Below are 15,961 nucleotides of genomic sequence, written 5' to 3'. Positions count from 1 at the left end.
TCGGCGCCATCGGCCGCCCGTTGCTGATCGCCGTCGGCTCCCTGGAGAGGCACCGGGGCTACGACGTCCTGCTCGACGCCGCCCGTGTCTGGCGCCGGCTCGACCCGGTCCCGCTGGTCGTCGTCGCCGGCGAGGGCCCGCTGCGTGCGGAGTTGCAGTGGCGGATCGCGGACGAGGGCCTGCCGGTGGTGCTCATCGGCAGCCGCGACGACGTCACCGACCTGCTGGCGGCGGCCGACCTCGCCCTGCTGCCGAGCCGTCGGGAGGCGCGCTCCGTCCTCGCCCAGGAGGCGTTCCACGCGCGCGTACCGCTCGTCGCGAGCGACGTGGGCGGCATCCCCGAACTCGTCGGCGACGCCGCCGAACTCGTCCCGGACGGGGACGCGGAGGCCCTCGCCGACACCGTCGTCCGGCTGCTCGCCGACCCGGACCGGTGCGAGGAGCTGAAGGACCGGGGCGTACGGCAGGCGGCCACGTGGCCGACCGAGGACGAGACCGTCGCCCAGGTCCTCAGCGTCTACGACGAGTTGACTCGGCCCACGCCGCTGCTCTAGGGCACGTGCCGGCGGGCACGAAGGGCCAGGCTCAACGCCAGGACGGTCTGCGGGTCGTCGAGGTCGGTGCCCAGCAACTCCCCGATACGTGCCAGACGGTTGTAGAGCGTCTGCCGGTTGAGGTGGAGCTCGCGCGCCGTCTCCGCCTTGCGGCCCGCGTGCGCCAGGTACGTCTGGAGGGTGGGCAGCAGGGGCGGCTTGGCACGGTTGTCGTGGTCGCGCAGGGGACCGATCGCCCGGTCCACGAAGGCCGCGAGGTCCGGATGTTCGCGCAGCCGCCACAGCAGCAGGTCGATGTCGAGGCGCCGGGCGTCGTACCAGGGCCGGTCGGTGAGGCCCTGGGCCGCGGTCGCCGTCTCCGCCGCGTGCCTGAGACTCGCGGACGCCGCCGCCCAGCCGCCGGCCACTCCGACGACCACGACGGGCGGCTGCGCCCCCGGCGGCTGCATCCCGGCCCGCTCCACACCCGCCCGCAACGCCACCGCGACCCGGTCGGCGACCGCCGTCCGCTCCGACTCCGTGCGCAGGCCCAGCAGAAGCGGCACCCGGCCCTCCACCGGCCGTACGCCCAGCAGGACCGGCACCCCGACCGACGCCAGCTCCTCGGCGACCGCGCGCGCCAGCACCGCCCAGCCGCCACCGGCGGGGGACAGGGTGTCGCCGAGCCGCATCACCACCGGGAGCAGCGGGCCGGCGCCCGGCTTGAAGCCGAGGACGCGGGCCTGTGCCGGGGCGTCCTCCGGGGTGATCCGGCCCTCGGCCAGGTCGGTGAGGAAGTCGCCGCGTCCGCGGGCCGCGAGTTCCTCCTCCTGACGGGCCTGCATCAGCACCACGGCGAGGATGCCGGCCGCCCGCTCGGCCGCCATCCGGTGCACCGGCGCCAGCGGGGACCGCACGGGCAGGAGAACGAGCCGGGCGCGTACCGAACCGGTGCCGGGGCCGCCGCCGGGCACGTCCACCAGGACCGAGCCCGCCGGAGGCGGGGCTTCCTTGTGCGGGCCGCGCAGCCCCTCCCACACCTGGAGCGGGTCGGCGCCCGCGGGGCCGGCGCCGGCGGCGTACAGCAGGCGGCCGTCGGTGGTCTCCAGGAAGACCGGGTTGCCGCCGAAGTCGGCCAGGATGCCGAGCACCTGGGGCACCCCGCGGCCGCCGAGGAGGGCCTCCGTGCAACGGCGGTGCACCTCTTCGGCCCGCTGGACCAGCGCGTAGTGGCCGTTGACGATCTCGGTGTGGATCTCCTCGGTGACCGTCACGAACGGCACCTCGCGGTGCAGCTGGACCAGCGGCAGTCCGGCCGCGCGGGCGGTGTCCACGAGGGCGGCGGGCAGGCGGGCGAAGCGCGGGCCGAGTTCCACGACCAGGGCCGCGATGCCGCGCTCGGCGAGGGTGCGGACGAAGGCGCGCTGTTCGGCGGGGCGGGTGCCGAGGCCGTAGCCGGTGGTGAGGAGGAGTTCGCCGCCCTTGAGGAGGGAGGCGATGTTGGGGACCTCGCCGGCGTGGACCCAGCGCACGGTGCGGTGCAGGCGGTCGGCGCCGGCGAGGATCTCCGGGAGGCCGCTGCGGAGGCCGGGGAGTTCCAGGGCGCGCTGCACGGTGATCCCCGAGGGCGGGGGTGCGCTGGGGGTGTTCATGGAGCGGACGGTACCCGGGGGTGTGGGGCGGGCACATCTTCGGTGCCGGGTGCCGGGTGCCGGGGTGCTATTGGTGTGAGCTGTGTGAGCCGCGTGCCCGGCGTGGGTGTGGGCCGGGGGTGGGGCGCGCGGCGCGCGGCGCAGCGCTGGCGGGGTTCCTCCCCCACTCTCGGCTTCGTTCGAGCGTGGGGCCTCCACCGCCCACCCGTGCCACCCCGGCGGCACGGGTGCCCGCAGCGGGGGCGGCTGCGGGCAGTCCGCTGTGTGTCAGCCTCCGTACGCCCCGCTCGCCGTCAGCCTCAGTGCCGTGTCGATCAGGGGGACGTGGCTGAAGGCCTGGGGGAAGTTGCCGACCTGGCGTTGGAGGCGGGGGTCCCATTCCTCGGCCAGGAGGCCGAGGTCGTTGCGCAGGGAGAGGAGCTTCTCGAAGAGCTTCCGCGCCTCGTCCACGCGGCCGATCATCGCCAGGTCGTCGGCCATCCAGAAGGAGCAGGCGAGGAAGGCGCCCTCGTCGCCGGGCAGGCCGTCGACGCCCTCGCTGCCGCCCTCCGTCGGGTAGCGCAGGATGAAGCCGTCCGACGTGGACAGCTCACGCTGGATGGCCTCGATGGTGCCGATGACCCGCTTGTCGTCCGGCGGCAGGAAGCCCATCTGCGGGATCAGCAGCAGCGAGGCGTCCAGCTCCTGGGAGCCGTAGGACTGCGTGAAGGTGTTGCGTTCCTTGTCGTAGCCCTTCTCGCACACGTCCCGGTGGATGTCGTCGCGCAGCTGCTTCCAGCGCTCCAGGGGGCCGTCGGCGTCGCCGGACTCGATCAGCTTGATGGTGCGGTCGACGGCGACCCAGGCCATCACCTTGGAGTGCACGAAGTGGCGGCGCGGGCCGCGCACCTCCCAGATGCCCTCGTCCGGCTCCTGCCAGTGGTCCTCCAGGTAGCGGATCAGCTTGAGCTGGAGCAGCGAGGCGTAGTCGTTGCGGGACAGGCCCGTCATGTGGGCCAGGTGCAGGGCCTCGGTGACCTCGCCGTAGACGTCCAGCTGGAGCTGGTGGGCGGCGCCGTTGCCGACCCGGACCGGGGTGGATTCCTCGTAGCCGGGCAGCCAGTCCAGCTCCGCCTCGCCCAGCTCGCGCTCGCCGGCGATCCCGTACATGATCTGCAGGTTCTCCGGGTCGCCCGCGACCGCGCGCAGCAGCCACTCGCGCCAGGCGCGGGCCTCCTCGCGGTAGCCGGTGCGCAGCAGCGAGGAGAGGGTGATCGCCGCGTCGCGCAGCCAGGTGTAGCGGTAGTCCCAGTTGCGGACGCCGCCGATGTCCTCCGGCAGGGAGGTGGTGGGCGCGGCGACGATGCCGCCGGTGGGGGCGTAGGTGAGGGCCTTCAGCGTGATCAGGGAGCGGACCACGGCCTCCCGGTAGGGACCGTGGTAGGTGCAGTGCTCGACCCAGTCGCGCCAGAACTCCTCCGTGGCCTCCAGCGACTGCTCGGGCTCCGGCAGCGCCGGCGGCTCCTTGTGCGAGGGCTCCCAGGAGATGGTGAAGGCGATCCGCTCACCCGGCGAGACCGTGAAGTCCGCGTACGTGGTGAGCGCCTTGCCGTAGGTCTCGGCCTCTGTGTCGAACCACACGGAGTCGGGGCCCGCGACGGCCACCGTGCGGCCCTCGTGCTTGTGCACCCACGGGACGACGCGGCCGTAGCTGAACCGCATCCGCAGCTCCGAGCGCATCGGCACCCGGCCGGAGACACCCTCCACGATCCGGATCACCTGCGGCGCGCCGTCGCGCGGCGGCATGAAATCGGTCACCCGGACCGTGCCGCGCGGGGTGTCCCACTCGGATTCCAGGATCAGTGAGTCGCCGCGGTAGGTCCGCCGGGCCGCGGTGGGCGGTTCGGCGCCGGGGGCGTAGGCGGGTCCGAGCCGCCAGAAGCCGTGTTCCCCGGTGCCCAGCAGACCGGCGAAGATGGCATGCGAGTCGAAGCGGGGCAGGCACAGCCAGTCGACTGTGCCGTCCCGGCAGACCAGGGCGGCGGTCTGCATGTCTCCGATGAGTGCGTAGTCTTCGATGCGCCCGGCCACGTGCAACTCCAGTCGAACGGCCACGTCACCCCCACGAGGGGGCGGTCGCTGGTGCGGTCAAGGGGGGTATGTCATGCGTCGTTGAGCCATGAAGCAAAGCAGCCGTCCGGCCGTGAAGCCAAACGCTGCGCCGCAAACGACAATTGTTGCTCAACGAACTGACGAGCTCTCGTTGTTCCGGTATTGACGGGCGAGGGGTGGTGCCATGTCGCCGGGTGGGCTCGGCAGTGAACGTCCGAGCAGGATACGACGCACGTAGATGATCTGTGCGCCGCTCCGGGCAACCCGGGTCCGCCGAACGAGTGACCACCGGGTGAGGAAACGGTGAGCCGCTCGCCTGGGTGTCCGGGCGTGCGCGGAGGGTGGCCGGAAGCCGCCGCCCCGAGGCGCTGATACGCTGGTAGCCCGTGGACCGGTGGGAGAAGAACCCCGGAACCGCAGCGACGGCGCCGCCGACGACAACCCGGTACGACCGGGTCGGACGACGAACGCACCGCACCCCAGACCGCGACCACGGGAGCCCCCCTTTGGCCATGCCGCCCAAATCCTCGACGACCAAGCACATCTTCGTCACCGGGGGTGTCGCCTCCTCGCTCGGCAAGGGGCTGACCGCCTCCAGCCTCGGCATGCTGCTCAAGGCACGGGGTCTGCGCGTCGTGATGCAGAAGCTCGACCCGTACCTCAATGTCGACCCTGGCACGATGAACCCCTTCCAGCACGGTGAGGTGTTCGTCACCAACGACGGCGCCGAGACCGACCTGGACATCGGCCACTACGAGCGCTTCCTCGACCGCGACCTCGACGGCTCCGCCAACGTCACCACCGGCCAGGTGTACTCCACGGTGATCGCCAAGGAGCGGCGCGGCGAGTACCTCGGCGACACGGTCCAGGTCATTCCGCACATCACCAACGAGATCAAGCACCGTATCCGCCGCATGGCGACGGACGAGGTGGACGTCGTGATCACCGAGGTCGGCGGCACGGTCGGCGACATCGAGTCGCTGCCGTTCCTGGAGACCGTCCGCCAGGTGCGGCACGAGGTCGGCCGTGACAACGTCTTCGTCGTCCACATCTCGCTCCTGCCGTACATCGGCCCCTCCGGTGAGCTGAAGACGAAGCCGACCCAGCACTCGGTCGCCGCGCTGCGCAACATCGGTATCCAGCCGGACGCGATCGTGCTGCGCTGCGACCGCGAGGTGCCGACCGCCATCAAGCGCAAGATCTCGCTGATGTGCGACGTCGACGAGGCCGCCGTGGTGGCCTGCCCCGACGCCCGCTCGATCTACGACATCCCCAAGGTCATCCACACCGAGGGCCTGGACGCCTACGTCGTCCGCAAGATGGACCTGCCGTTCCGCGACGTGGACTGGACGACCTGGGACGACCTGCTCGACCGCGTCCACAACCCCGACCACGAGATCACGATGGCCCTGGTCGGCAAGTACATCGACCTGCCCGACGCCTACCTGTCGGTGACCGAGGCGCTGCGCGCGGGCGGCTTCGCCAACAAGGCCCGCGTGAAGATCAAGTGGGTCACGTCCGACGACTGCAAGACGGCGGCCGGCGCCAAGGCGCAGCTCGGTGACGTCGACGCCATCTGCATCCCGGGCGGCTTCGGCGACCGGGGCGTGCTCGGCAAGGTCGGCGCGATCCGCTACGCCCGTGAGAACAAGATCCCGCTGCTCGGCCTCTGCCTGGGCCTGCAGTGCATCGTGGTCGAGGCCGCGCGCAACCTGGCCGGCATCACGGACGCCAACTCCACCGAGTTCGACCCGGCCACCGCCCACCCGGTCATCTCCACGATGGCCGAGCAGCTGGACATCGTGGCCGGCGAGGGCGACATGGGCGGCACGATGCGGCTCGGCATGTACCCGGCCAAGCTGGCCGAGGGCTCCATCGTGCGTGAGGTCTACGACGGCAAGGAGTACGTTGAGGAGCGGCACCGCCACCGCTACGAGGTGAACAACACCTACCGCGCGGAGCTGGAGAAGAAGGCGGGCATCCTCTTCTCGGGCACCTCCCCGGACGGCAAGCTCGTCGAGTACGTCGAGTACCCGCGCGACGTGCACCCCTACCTGGTCGCCACGCAGGCGCACCCGGAGCTGCGCTCGCGCCCGACCCGCCCGCACCCGCTCTTCGCCGGGCTGGTCAAGGCCGCGGTCGAGCGGAAGACGTCGAAGTAACACACCAGTTGTACGGTGGCCGGGGCGCGCGCATTCAACGGCGCGGGCCCCGGCTTTTCGCGTACGTCTGGAAGGGCAGGTCAGGCATGACGGGCAGCACGATCAAGGACATCCCCGAGGAGTGGGAGGTCCGGGGCACCGAGACTCCCTTCCGGGGGAAGAAGACCTCCGTCCGCACGGACGACGTGGTCATGCCCGACGGCTCCGTGGTGACCCGCGACTACCAGGTCCACCCGGGCTCCGTGGCCGTCCTCGCCCTGGACGACCAGGGACGGGCCCTGGTCATCCGGCAGTACCGGCACCCCGTGCGCGAGAAGCTGTGGGAGATCCCCGCCGGCCTCCTCGACGTCCCCGGCGAGAACCCGCTGCACGCCGCCCAGCGCGAGCTGTACGAGGAGGCGCACGTCAAGGCCGAGGACTGGCGGGTGCTGACCGACGTCTACACCACCCCCGGCGGCTGCGACGAGGCCGTGCGGATCTTCCTCGCCCAGAACCTCTCCGAGGCCGAGGGCGAGCGCTTCGAGGTCGAGGACGAAGAGGCCGACATGGAGCTGGCCCGGGTGCCCGTTGCGGACCTGGTCCGGGGCGTGCTCGCGGGCGAGCTGCACAACAACTGCCTGGTCGTCGGTGTGCTCTCGCTGGTCGCGGCGGAGCAGGGCGACGGGCTGGACAGCCTCCGTCCGGCTCAGGCGCCGTGGCCGGCGCGTCCGTTCGAGGCCTGACAACCACTCTCTCGCCCGCCATGGTGTGACCATCGGTTGATCCGATCGAGGGATGTGCCCGCCGCGCTCCGCAGGGAACGTAGCAGAGCGTGAACTAGGCTCTGGAAACGCCCGAACCGGGGTTCCGGCGGGCGCCGGCGTGCGGTGGGATCGGGAGTGTGGCCCGTGACGGATCAGGCGGTGGACACGGACGGCGTACGGCTGTCGGAGGACCCTGCTGAGGAGAGTCGGTTCCTGGGCCGCACCCGGGAGTTGAAGGAGCTGCGCGCCGACATCGAGCGCGCGGGCCTGGACACCCTCTCCGGCCGCAAAGCACCCCGCGCGCGCGTGCTGCTCATCGCCGGCCGGCCCGGTTCCGGCCGTACCGCGCTCGCCGAGGAGCTGGCCGCCCAGGTAGCGGACGGTTACCCCGACGGCGTGCTGCGCGCCCGGCTGAGCGAACCGGACGGCACGCGCGTGCCCGTCGGGCGGCTCGCCCGGGAACTGCTGAGCGAGCTGGACCGCCCCAACCCGCCCGGAGCCGACGAGGACGACCTCACCGACGCGCTCCGCACCGCCCTCGCCGACCGCAAGGTCCTGCTCCTGCTCGACGACGCGGCCGACACCGAGCAGGTCGACGCCCTGCTGCCGGACACCCCGGACTGCCTGGCCGTCGTCGTCGCCGAGGGCCCGCTGACCGGCATCGCGGACGTCCGCCCGTGCACGCTGGGCGGCCTGGACACCAAGTCGGCCGTGGAACTGCTGTCCCGGCACACCGGCTCGGTGCGCATCACCGTCGACCCCCGGGCCGCCGAGCACCTGGTCGAGGTCTGCCAGGCACAGCCCGCCGCGCTGACCCTGGCCGGCGGCTGGCTCGCCGCCCGTCCCCAGGCGGCCGTCGCCGACCTCGCCAAGCACGTGCACGCGGAGGGTGACGAGGGCACCGCCCTCAGCCGCGTCTTCCGCCTCGCCTACGCGTCCCTGCCCAGCCCCGCCGCCCGGATACTGCGCCTGCTCTCCCTCGCCCCGGCCGGCCTGGTCGACCCGCACACCGCGTCCGCGCTCGCCGGCTGCTCGGTCAACGGCGCCCGCACCACCCTGGACGACTTCGTCGCCCTCGGCGTGCTGCGGGCGGTCGACTCGCCGCTGCCCGAGTACGAGGTCCCCGGCTGCCTGCACGCCCTGCTGAGGGCTCTCGCCGAGACCCACGACCGGCCGGCCGAGCTCCAGCTCGCCCGCGCCCGCATGCTGGAGCGCACGGTGCGGCTGCTCCAGTCCTGCCGGGCGGCCACCGAGACCGACAGCCCGCAGGCCCGCGAGAAGCTCCTCGGCATGCCGCGTGCCCTGCGCTTCCCCCACCCGAGGGCCGCCGCCGACTGGCTGCGGGTCCGCCGGCCCGCCCTGCTGGCCGCGGCGCGGCTCGCGGTCGCCGACGGGGAGCTGGACACCCTCGCCCGGAGACTGATGTCCCAGCTGGTGCGGACCATGGTGGCCCACTTCGGTACCCAGGCGGCGGCGCCCGACCTGTACGGCATCCACCGCCTCGTCCTCGACGTGGCCGAGCGCCGCGAGCTGCCCCGGGAGAAGGCGGCGGCCCTGCTGAACCTCGCCGACCTGGACGCCCGTACCGGCCGCACCGCCGAGGCCCTGGTGCGCTACCGGGCCGCGCTGGACGCCGGACGCGAGGCGAACGACCCTTACGCGACCGGTCGCGCGATGGAATCCGTAGGCGGCGCACATCTGGAACTCGGCGACTACGACCGGGCCGCCGACTGGTTCGGCCGGGCGCTCGCCCAGCGCCTCGCCCGGGACGAGCGCGCCGACGCCGCCCGCGTCTACGGCCGGCTCGCCACCGCCCACACCTACGCCGGCCGCTACGGCGAGGCGCAGCGGGGCTGGCGCGCCGCGGTCGCCGGGTACCGCAAGGCGGGCGACGTGGCCGCGCACGCGCGGGCGTTGAGCGAGCTGGCCCGCGTGCAGGAGTACGCCGGACGCCCCGAGGAGTCGCTGCGCACCTGCCAGGAGGCCGTCGAGTGGGCCCGCCGGGCCGAGGACGTCCGGCTCCAGGCCGCGCTGCACCTGCGGCTGGCGGACACGCTCGACCACCTCGGCGATCCCACCGCCGCCGGGCTGCAGCGGACCGCAGCGGATCGCATGCTGAGGGAAGATCCCACCGAGGCCTGCGAAATCCGCAGCGCATCGTCTGAAGATTGATGCTTTGAAAGGCTGGACAGCGGGAACACCTTCATTAGACTGGCTCTGCCGCACGTTCTTGCGGTCTCTCCCGTTGTGCCCAGGCGTACGCGGGTATGTGTAGAAATAGCCCAACCCTCTGAGCCAAGGACCGTGATCGACGTGAAGGTCGGTATCCCCCGCGAGGTCAAGAACAACGAGTTCCGGGTGGCCATCACCCCCGCCGGCGTGCACGAGCTGGTGCGCCACGGTCACCAGGTCGTCATCGAGCGCGAGGCCGGCGTCGGCTCCTCCATCCCGGACGCCGAGTACGTCGCCGCCGGCGCGCGGATACTCGACACCGCCGACGAGGTGTGGGCCACCGCCGACCTGGTGCTGAAGGTCAAGGAGCCCATCGCGGAGGAGTACCACCGCCTCCGCAAGGACCAGACGCTCTTCACCTACCTGCACCTGGCCGCCTCCAAGGAGTGCACGGACGCGCTCGTCGAGTCCGGCACCACCGCGATCGCCTACGAGACCGTCGAGCTGCCCAGCCGCGCGCTGCCGCTGCTGGCCCCGATGTCCGAGGTCGCGGGCCGGCTGGCCCCCCAGGTCGGCGCCTACCACCTGATGGCCCCCAACGGCGGCCGCGGCGTGCTCCCCGGCGGCGTGCCTGGCGTGACCCCGGCCAAGGCCGTCGTGATCGGCGGTGGCGTCTCCGGCTGGAACGCCACGCAGATCGCCGTCGGCATGGGCTTCGACGTGACCCTGCTCGACCGCGACATCAACAAGCTGCGCGAGGCCGACAAGATCTTCGGCACCAAGGTCAAGGCCGTCATGTCCAACTCCTTCGAGCTGGAGAAGGCCGTCGTCGACGCCGACCTGGTCATCGGCGCGGTGCTCATCCCGGGCGCCAAGGCCCCGAAGCTGGTCACCAACGAGCTGGTCTCCCGGATGAAGCCGGGCAGTGTCCTTGTCGACATCGCGATCGATCAGGGCGGCTGCTTCGAGGACTCGCACCCGACCACGCACGCCGAGCCGACCTTCAAGGTCCACAACTCGGTCTTCTACTGCGTCGCCAACATGCCGGGCGCGGTGCCGAACACCTCCACCAACGCCCTCACCAACGCCACGCTGCCGTACATCGTGGAGCTGGCGAACCGCGGCTGGGTCGAGGCGCTGCGCCGTGACCCCGCGCTCGCCAAGGGCCTCAATACGCATGACGGCAAGGTCGTCTACCGCGAGGTCGCCGAGGCGCACGGTCTGGAGTACGTCGACCCGGCCACCCTGCTCGGCTAAGTCACCAACCGGAAAAGGCGATACGTCAACAGTCGCCGTCAACCCCACACGCCCGGCCGGACCTTGCCCGACAAGGTCCGGCCGGGTGTGTGTATGGTCACTTTGCGATTCTCGGCCAACTCGCCTCGAACGTAACGCTTCAACCGATTCGCGCACCGGTGAAACCTGCTGTGCGACGGCCGTACGCCCTTGACAGAGGGATGTTTCATTGCCGACACATCAGGCCGGGTCCGGCGGATTGTGTTGCTGCGGACGCCCGACACGCCATAGAGTCGCCGAACGTCGGCATGGTGCCACGCTGACCTGTCTAGAAGTTTCCTGGTCACCAAGGAGGTAAGACGACTTGTGAATGAGTCGACATTTACTCCCGGGGGTGGTCAACCAGGAACGCCTGCACGGGCCCACGGCCCCGGGCGTCTCGAGGCTGTCGGCTCCGTCGCTGTACGCACCTTCGCAGCCCACCAGAGTCCGCAGGCAACTCAGACAGCACACATGAGTATGGATGGCCAACACGTGAACGCCATGGCCGGCAACGGAAGTGGCGCGTCCCGCAACCACTTCGCCGACTACGACGAACTGCCCGAGGGGCACTTCTACGACCCGGACGCGGAGTACGAGCCCGATCCCGAGTACGCCGCCACGCTCGCGCCCGACGCGGCCCGCCAGCGCCGTGAGCGCATCGGACCGACCGGACGCCCGCTGCCCTACTTCCCGATTCCGGGCCCGCTGACCGAGCACGGCCCCGCGAAGATCATCGCGATGTGCAACCAGAAGGGCGGCGTCGGCAAGACCACGTCGACCATCAACCTGGGTGCCGCGCTCGCCGAGTACGGGCGCCGGGTACTGCTCGTCGACTTCGACCCGCAGGGCGCGCTCTCGGTCGGTCTCGGCGTCAACCCGATGGAGCTCGACCTCACCGTCTACAACCTGCTCATGGAGCGGGGCATGGCGGCCGACGAGGTGCTGCTGAAGACCGCGGTCCCCAACATGGACCTGCTGCCCAGCAACATCGACCTGTCGGCGGCCGAGGTGCAGCTGGTGAGCGAGGTCGCGCGCGAGTCCACGCTGCAGCGGGCGCTGAAGCCGCTGATGGACGACTACGACTACATCGTCATCGACTGCCAGCCCTCGCTCGGCCTGCTCACGGTCAACGCGCTGACGGCCGCGCACAAGGTGATCGTGCCGCTGGAGTGCGAGTTCTTCGCGCTGCGCGGTGTGGCGCTGCTGACCGAGACGATCGAGAAGGTCCAGGAGCGGCTCAACCCCGACCTGGAGCTCGACGGCATCCTCGCCACGATGTACGACTCGCGCACGGTCCACAGCCGTGAGGTGCTCGCGCGTGTCGTCGAGGCGTTCGACGATCACGTCTACCACACGGTCATCGGACGTACGGTCCGCTTCCCGGAGACCACGGTCGCCGGCGAGCCGATCACCACGTACGCCTCCAACTCCGTCGGTGCCGCCGCCTACCGCCAGCTCGCCAGGGAGGTGCTCGCCCGGTGTCACGCCGAGTGAGTCTGCCGGGGGCCGACGAACTCTTCCGTACGACAGGGGGGATGGGGCTCCAGGCGTCCTCCCCGCGGCGACCGGCCAACGGCGAGGCCCGGGTGCCGGCGCCGGCGGGGGAGAGCGACCAGGCCGCCGCCGAGGACGCACCGCAGTCGGTGCCCGCGCAGGGCGGTGACGGTGAGGGCGCGGAGCACGCCGCGGCGGACGCGGAACCGGGCTCGGCGGGCGAGTCGCGCAGCCGGGGCGCGGAGCGCTCCGCGCGGGGCTCCGTGCCGGGCGTGGGTGCGCAGGAAGGTTCTGCCGCCGCCCAGCCGCGCAAGCGTGGGCGGTCGCCCTCGCGCCGGCCCAGCGGCCGTGAGCGCCACGACGAGAAGATCACCGTGTACGTCTCCGCCGAGGAGCTGATGGACCTGGAGCACGCCCGCCTGGTGCTCCGGGGCGAGCACGGACTGGCCGTCGACCGCGGCCGCATCGTTCGCGAGGCGGTCGCCGTGGTCCTCGCCGATCTGGAGACCCGCGGGGACGCCAGCATCCTCGTACGACGGCTGCGCGGGCGCTAGCGATAGCCTGCGGGGGCCATGACCTCGAACGACGCCCCCAGCCCCGGCACCCGCGCCGGCCGTCGGCGTGCGCTGGGGCGAGGCCCGGGGGAGCGGGCGGTTCCGCCGCTCCCCGAGACGCCCGGGGCACCCGAGTCGGCGTCCGGCCCCGAGCCCGCGGTCGCGTCGGCGGCGCCCTCCGAGGAGCCGCCGCGGACCCCGGCGTCGAAAGCCTCGCCACGGACTGACGCCCTCTCTCCGCAGACCCCCCGCACGGCAACCTCTCCGGAGGACGGGCGCGCCCGCCCGGACACCGGTGCCCGGGTCGAGCCGCAACCCCTGACGGGCCCTCGTCCGCAGACCGCCCCGCGGCCGCCCGCCCCGGCGCCGGAGGCAACCGCGGCGTCGCGCGCCGCCGTGCAGTCGCCCTCTGTGCCGCCGGGAGCGGCGGTGCAGCCGTCCAGCGCGTCCTCGCAAGCCCCATCGGCCTCGGAGGCCGACGGGGGGCCGTCGAGGGCCGTGTCGGACGCCGGGGCGGCGCCCATGATCGCGCCGGGAGTTGCGGCGGAGCGGTCCGCCGTGGCGTCGGTGGCTCCGGCGGGAGGCGGGGCCGAGCGCCCGCCGGAGGCCGGTGAGGCGCCCCAGGCGCTCCCCGAGGGCGCGCAGGACGACGCTGGCGACGGTGTCTTCAAGGTGCGGCTCGCCAACTTCGAGGGGCCGTTCGATCTGCTCCTCCAGTTGATCTCCAGGCACAAGATGGACGTCACGGAGGTCGCCCTCTCCAAGGTGACCGACGAGTTCATGGCCCACATCAGGGCGATGGGGCCGGACTGGGACCTCGACGAGACGACCGAGTTCCTGGTGGTCGCGGCCACGCTGCTCGACCTGAAGGCGGCCCGGCTGCTGCCCGCCGCCGAGGTCGAGGACGAGGCCGACCTGGCGCTGCTGGAGGCCCGCGACCTGCTCTTCGCGCGGCTGCTGCAGTACCGCGCGTACAAACAGATCGCGGAGATCTTCAACGAACGGCTCGAAGCCGAGGCCCGCCGCTACCCCCGTACCGTCGGGCTGGAGCCCCACCACGCCGAGCTGCTGCCCGAGGTCGTCATCAGCATCGGGCCGGAGGGCTTCGCCAAGCTGGCCGTCAAGGCGATGCAGCCCAAGCCGAAGCCGCAGGTCTACGTCGAGCACATCCACGCGCCCCTGGTCAGCGTGCAGGAGCAGGCCGGTATCGTCGTCGCCCGCCTGAAGGAGCTGGGACAGGCCAGTTTCCGCCTCCTGGTCGAGGACACCGAGGACACGCTGACCGTCGTCGCCCGCTTCCTCGCCCTGCTGGAGCTGTACCGGGAGAAGGCCGTCGAGCTGGACCAGGAGACCGCGCTCGGTGACCTGCTGGTGCGCTGGACGGGCGGGGACGCGGAGACCGAGCCGGTGGTGACCGACGAGTTCGACCGGCCGCCGGACAGGACCGAGGAGGAGCGGAAGGCGTGAGTGAGGAGACCACGGAGGCCGTGGGCGGGCCGGAGGCCGTCGCCCGCCTCGAACTCAAGCCCGCCCTCGAAGCCGTCCTCATGGTCGTCGACGAGCCCGCGACCGAGGAGCACCTCGCCCGGATACTTCAGCGGCCCCGGCGGCAGATCGCCGACGCGCTGCGCGAGCTGGCCGACGAGTACACCGTCCAGGGCCGCGGCTTCGAGCTGCGCCTGATCGCGGGCGGCTGGCGCTTCTACAGCCGCCCCGAGTACGCCGCGGCCGTCGAGGGCTTCGTCCTGGACGGCCAGCACGCCCGCCTCACCCAGGCCGCGCTGGAGACCCTCGCCGTGGTCGCCTACCGCCAGCCGGTCAGCCGCGGCCGCGTCTCCGCGGTGCGCGGCGTGAACTGCGACGGCGTGATGCGCACCCTCCTGCAGCGGGGCCTGGTGGAGGAGGCGGGCACGGAACCCGAAACAGGTGCGATCCTGTACGTGACGACGAACTACTTCCTGGAGCGGATGGGCCTGCGCGGCCTGGACGAGCTCCCGGAGCTCGCGCCCTTCCTCCCGGAGGCGGCGGCGATCGAGGCCGAGACACTGGAAGGGGTCCCGTCGTTCGATCCGGACGCCCCGGATTCCGAGGACGCAGACGACAAGACGGAACTTTGATGCGAAGCAGCAGCGGCAGGAACAGCAGCGGAAACAACGGCGGGAGCCGTGGTGGCAACAGCGGCGGCCGCGGCGGGAGCAGCGGTGGCCGCGGTAATCCCCGCGGCGGGAGCAGCGGTAACCCCCGCGGCGCCGGTGGCAACCGCGACAACAAGCAGGGCGGCCGTCCGAAGAACCCGCGCCCCGAGGAGCGGCGCTACGACGTGGGTCCCGGCGCCACGCACGAGGGTCCGAAGTCGGGCCGCGGCCCGGCGGCCCGCGGCGGCGCCAAGGGCGGGCCGAAGAAGCCCCTGCAGCGGGGGCGCTCGGTCCCGGCCACGTCCCGTGAGTACGAGGCACGTGCCGAGGAGCGCAACCGCGAGCGGTACGCGGGCAAGAAGGACGTCAAGCCCCCCAAGACCTTCCCCGGTGCCGAGCAGGAGGGCGAGCGGCTGCAGAAGGTCCTCGCGCGCGCGGGCTACGGCTCCCGGCGTTCCTGCGAGGAGCTGATCGAGCAGGCCCGGGTCGAGGTCAACGGCGAGATCGTCCTGGAGCAGGGCAGGCGGGTCGACCCGGAGAAGGACGAGGTCAAGGTCGACGGCCTGACCGTGGCCACGCAGTCGTACCAGTTCTTCTCGCTCAACAAGCCCGCCGGTGTCGTCTCCACCATGGAGGACCCGGACGGCCGGCAGTGCCTCGGCGACTACGTCACCAACCGTGAGACCCGGCTCTTCCACGTCGGCCGGCTCGACACCGAGACCGAGGGTGTGATCCTGCTCACGAACCACGGCGAGCTGGCGCACCGCCTGACCCACCCCCGGTACGGCGTGAAGAAGACCTACCTCGCGCACATCGTGGGCCCGATCCCGCGCGACCTCGGCAAGCGCCTCAAGGACGGCATCCAGCTGGAGGACGGGTACGCGCGCGCGGACCACTTCCGGGTCGTCGAGCAGACCGGCAAGAACTACCTGGTCGAGGTCACCCTCCACGAGGGCCGCAAGCACATCGTCCGCCGGATGCTCGCGGAGGCCGGCTTCCCCGTCGACAAGCTGGTGCGTACCGCCTTCGGCCCGATCACCCTGGGCGACCAGAAGTCGGGCTGGCTGCGCCGGCTGTCCAACACGGAGGTCGGGATGCTGATGCAGGAGGTCGAGCTGTAAGCGCTCAGGCGCCGCGAGAGTTGTGA

At 72.0% G+C, this 15,961-nt stretch carries 12 protein-coding genes; 10 read left to right on the top strand and 2 right to left on the bottom strand.

Features of this window, described 5'->3' with window-relative positions:
• Nucleotides 1–554, top strand: a 554-nt coding sequence (locus EBH09_RS07490) for a glycosyltransferase family 4 protein (RefSeq protein WP_121746134.1), incomplete at its 5' end; no start/stop codon positions are given.
• Here the strand turns inward: EBH09_RS07490 and EBH09_RS07485 are convergent.
• On the bottom strand, nt 551–2,185 hold the full coding sequence (locus tag EBH09_RS07485) for a PucR family transcriptional regulator (protein WP_121746133.1): 1,635 nt from the start codon (nt 2,183–2,185) through the stop codon (nt 551–553). The genes EBH09_RS07490 and EBH09_RS07485 overlap by 4 nt on opposite strands.
• 267 nt (nt 2,186–2,452) lie before the next feature.
• Nucleotides 2,453–4,255 carry a glycoside hydrolase family 15 protein gene (locus EBH09_RS07480; protein WP_121746132.1) on the bottom strand — a complete coding sequence of 601 codons (1,803 nt, stop codon included), beginning with the start codon at nt 4,253–4,255 and terminating at the stop codon, nt 2,453–2,455.
• Nucleotides 4,256–4,788: 533 nt separating this feature from the next.
• On the opposite strand from EBH09_RS07480, the gene EBH09_RS07475 reads away from it, so the two are divergent.
• The 9 genes from EBH09_RS07475 (at nt 4,789) to EBH09_RS07430 (ending at nt 15,935) form a co-directional block, all read left to right on the top strand.
• Nucleotides 4,789–6,438 (top strand): CTP synthase, encoded by a 1,650-nt coding sequence (locus EBH09_RS07475; RefSeq protein ID WP_121746131.1) that lies wholly within the window; start codon nt 4,789–4,791, stop codon nt 6,436–6,438.
• Between the two features lie 86 nt (nt 6,439–6,524).
• Nucleotides 6,525–7,160, top strand: a complete 636-nt coding sequence (locus EBH09_RS07470) for an NUDIX hydrolase (protein ID WP_121746130.1) — start codon at nt 6,525–6,527, stop codon at nt 7,158–7,160.
• Between the two features lie 165 nt (nt 7,161–7,325).
• Entirely contained in the window at nt 7,326–9,353 is a 2,028-nt protein-coding gene (locus tag EBH09_RS07465) for a tetratricopeptide repeat protein (RefSeq protein ID WP_193776157.1), read from the top strand.
• 132 nt (nt 9,354–9,485) lie between these two features.
• A complete protein-coding gene (gene ald / locus EBH09_RS07460) occupies nt 9,486–10,610 on the top strand; it encodes an alanine dehydrogenase (protein WP_193776156.1) in 1,125 nt (374 codons plus the stop codon).
• Between the two features lie 492 nt (nt 10,611–11,102).
• Nucleotides 11,103–12,125, top strand: a complete 1,023-nt coding sequence (locus EBH09_RS07455) for a ParA family protein (protein WP_079160517.1) — start codon at nt 11,103–11,105, stop codon at nt 12,123–12,125.
• The gene (locus EBH09_RS07450) at nt 12,122–12,679 is read left to right on the top strand and encodes a hypothetical protein (protein WP_121746128.1); all 558 of its coding nucleotides are present in this window, start codon (nt 12,122–12,124) and stop codon (nt 12,677–12,679) included. Before EBH09_RS07455 ends, EBH09_RS07450 begins: the two co-directional genes overlap by 4 nt.
• 396 nt (nt 12,680–13,075) lie before the next feature.
• Nucleotides 13,076–14,146: a segregation/condensation protein A gene (locus EBH09_RS37730; protein ID WP_345940923.1), complete on the top strand. Its 1,071-nt coding sequence runs from the start codon at nt 13,076–13,078 to the stop codon at nt 14,144–14,146.
• The gene (gene scpB / locus EBH09_RS07435) at nt 14,143–14,796 is read left to right on the top strand and encodes an SMC-Scp complex subunit ScpB (RefSeq protein WP_121746127.1); all 654 of its coding nucleotides are present in this window, start codon (nt 14,143–14,145) and stop codon (nt 14,794–14,796) included. Before EBH09_RS37730 ends, scpB begins: the two co-directional genes overlap by 4 nt.
• On the top strand, nt 14,796–15,935 hold the full coding sequence (locus tag EBH09_RS07430) for a pseudouridine synthase (RefSeq protein ID WP_121746126.1): 1,140 nt from the start codon (nt 14,796–14,798) through the stop codon (nt 15,933–15,935). The genes scpB and EBH09_RS07430 overlap by 1 nt, the downstream gene beginning before the upstream one ends.
• Nucleotides 15,936–15,961: the final 26 nt, after the last annotated feature.

This window comes from Streptomyces sp. E2N166, from assembly GCF_003671715.1.
Taxonomy (GTDB): domain Bacteria; phylum Actinomycetota; class Actinomycetes; order Streptomycetales; family Streptomycetaceae; genus Streptomyces; species Streptomyces thinghirensis.
The sequence above is the reverse complement of the archived record's forward strand: the minus strand, read 5'-3'. Positions and strand labels throughout refer to the sequence as shown.